Origin of the sequence: Rothia sp. HMSC067H10 (genome assembly GCF_001810635.1) — a bacterium.
Taxonomy (GTDB): Bacteria; Actinomycetota; Actinomycetes; order Actinomycetales; family Micrococcaceae; genus Rothia; species Rothia dentocariosa.
Map to the genome: position 1 here is coordinate 503,394 of NZ_KV802317.1, position 1,838 is coordinate 505,231.

A 1,838-nucleotide genomic window follows, 5' to 3' on the forward strand; every position below is an offset into this window, starting at 1 on the left:
CATCCACCTTACGCAACTGCGGATTCGGATTCCCAACATCAGGCTCCTCCGCATGACCCGGACACCCCCGCGCCCCCGGATCCTCAATACAAGTCTTGCCCACCGAGTGCACCTCAGACTCCCACACCCGCACCAGCACCGGCTCGCTAATACGGGTGATCTCGGTCCCGAAAAACTGCCACGGCCCACCGTCAATACTGTACTGACCCGCATACGTCACCGTGACATAGGCATGAAAATTCCCCACCTGCGGATACGCATAACTCGTCGACGTCTCATGTAAGGATTGTCCGGAATGCTGTGAAGACACCGGGTTACCAGCACTATGTGTTTTTAGGTCGTATCCGTCTCCATACTCATACCGGTACGCCACCGGTACCGCCCGAATCCTGGTATGCCCGATAGGTAGGTCTCCCTCAAAAATATTACTGCTGCCTTCTAGGGTGGTGTAGAAGTTTGTTTCCTCACCCTTACTCGTGTGTGGTGGATGCGCACTATCCAAAGTCAGGTGCGGGTGCGCCGGGATCAGCTCCAGCAAATGGGTGTGCATCTCGGTGATGATCCGTTCGTACTCGCTTTGGGCTTGCTGTGCTGCTTCCGGGTCGTTCAGGGTGCAGGTATCACCGAACAGATGATTCCTAATCGTCTCCCCAACAGGTTTAGCCTGACCATCATCAGTAAATTCTTTATACTGCCCCACACGCCCATCCCGACTAACACAGTACGAACCATCATTGGCAACATCAAATCTAAACGACTTATTAGCACCACTTTTATCTTGAGCGAACCCAAGATTCCCATGATGATGCTCCCGATACCATCTCGTCCACTCATCTTGCCGACGTTCATTATTCTCCTGAGACGTGTACAGATCGGCATTTGGATACTGTCCTATATTTTGCTCTGGCGCCTGTCCCCCGCCGCGCCACTGTTGGCTTTGAGATATCTCCTGCTCTGAACACCATAGTGAAGCATCCGAATTACCGCAGAGAGGATCACCCATAACCGGAACACCTTGAAAAAGTGAGGCACATACCAATGATGTAATCATTAGGCGTGGAAGAGCTCTATTCTTCATTCTTCTCACCCTTCATATCCAAGAACTCAACGCTATCGATAAGCCACCGATTCCCATCATGGTGAAGAGTCATCATATACCAGTTATTCTCGTAATCTTTATTAATAACTTCCTTATAATGCTCTCCATCAGCCTCAATATAGATGAGATGTGGCCAAGCCATGAAGAACTTCCACTTATATTTACCACCGCCGTGGTTAATAGGCTCACCATGGAACTCGTAGCCGTGCACATCTCCACCTACAATCCAGCCGCCCTTTTTATAAAGACGAGTATCAAAATCATAGGTCTTCTGTTCATCTGTGAAGTTCTTACTGATATATTTATAGGCCTCTTTGAAGTCCCCAGTCTGAAGCCCGTAGTTACGCCATTCCGTCCAGGCTTTTACCGACTTAGTCATCCCCTCTAACGAAGCATTCGTATACCCCTCCTCCGTCTTCGGTTTCGGAACATTCTGCGCAGGACCATACACATCAGCGGCACGAAATTCTCCATCTGGTGCTTTCGAGTTCCCCGAATAATGCGGCGGCACACTCGACGACGGCGAAGGGCTCTCGCTTGAGGAAACAGAAGCAGAACTGGAAGCACCGGCACCTTCCGCGCTAGAAGAACTCGAACTCTCAGTAGCCATTCCAGCAGGCTTCGCACCATCCCCACAGGCAGACAACAGCACAGCAAACCCAGAAATGCTTAAAGTGCTCATAAGGGCACGACGAGACAAAGTAGGGGTACGAGTATTCATCGGTGAACACATCCTCAA

At 50.5% G+C, this 1,838-nt stretch carries 2 protein-coding genes; both read right to left on the bottom strand.

Annotated features, from left to right (window positions below; genetic code table 11):
- On the bottom strand, positions 1-1,003 hold a 1,003-nt coding region (locus HMPREF2756_RS09180; protein WP_070620524.1), incomplete at its 3' end, for a hypothetical protein.
- 64 nt (positions 1,004-1,067) lie between these two features.
- The gene (locus tag HMPREF2756_RS09185) at positions 1,068-1,820 is read right to left on the bottom strand and encodes a DUF6318 family protein (RefSeq protein ID WP_070620527.1); all 753 of its coding nucleotides are present in this window, start codon (positions 1,818-1,820) and stop codon (positions 1,068-1,070) included.
- Positions 1,821-1,838: the final 18 nt, after the last annotated feature.

Coding starts and splice junctions, on each gene's coding strand:
- HMPREF2756_RS09185 (WP_070620527.1), bottom strand. CDS start 1,820: ATGAATACTCGTACCCCTACTTTGTCTCGTCGTGCCCTTATGAGCACT.